This is a genomic window from Collinsella sp. OM07-12 (assembly GCF_003438275.1).
Lineage (GTDB): Bacteria > Actinomycetota > Coriobacteriia > Coriobacteriales > Coriobacteriaceae > Collinsella.
In genome coordinates this window covers 1-784 of record NZ_QSTQ01000001.1, presented here as the reverse complement: position 1 = coordinate 784, position 784 = coordinate 1, and the positions used below count along the sequence as shown (strand labels likewise).

General features: G+C 65.6%; 1 pseudogene. It reads left to right on the top strand.

The annotated features are described in order from the left end of the window. Positions 1-385: 385 nt before the first annotated feature. Positions 386-784 (top strand): annotated as a pseudogene (locus tag DXB98_RS00005) (IS3 family transposase); the annotation flags it as partial.

Here is a 784-nt window from a genome sequence, read left to right as displayed (position 1 = left end):
CGTGAGCACGAAAAATTGAGCAGTTTAAGCAAGAGGGCCGCGCCCCGGGGACCGGGGGCGCGGCCCTCGCCGTATGGTTTCCCCGGGCGGTTACTTTGGCGAGCCCGCCCGGGAAGGATGGAGGAGATGACCGTGCCCCTGGACACAGTGAATGATATACGGTCGGTGGATGCCGCCGGGCGCTCGAGGTCCGAGATCGCCCGAATGCTCCACGTGAGCCGGAACACCGTGGCGAAGTACGCCGACATGGAGGACATGTCGCCCGCCGCGCCGATGCCCCAGAGGAGGGGCAGGCCCGCGCTCGAGGGCAGCGAGGAATGGGTCTGGATTGGCTACACTGATGTGGACAGTTCCGGGAGGGGCGCGAGAGACGGGAGGGCCGTATATGAGGGACCCCAGGCACCCGAGGCATTTCACCGACGAATTCAAGAGGCAGATAGTCGACCTCTACAACGCCGGAAAGCCCAAGCGCGAGATCATGGACGAGTACGACCTCGGCAAGAGCACCGTGGAGAGGCGGGTCAAGTCGATAAACGCGACCGGCTCGCCGCGCGCCGCGGACAACCGCACGCCCGAGCAGAACCGGATCCTGGAGCTCGAGCGCGAGAACCGCAGGCTCCGGATGGAGGTCGACGTCTTAAAACAAGCGGCGCTGATATACGCTCGAAAGTGAGGGCCATAGCGGCCAACGAGGGCCGCTACCCCATATCAGCGCAGTGCAGGCTCCTCGGCGTCGCGAGGTCGACGTACTACTCCATGCGCTCGCGGGCCGACCGGCCCGACG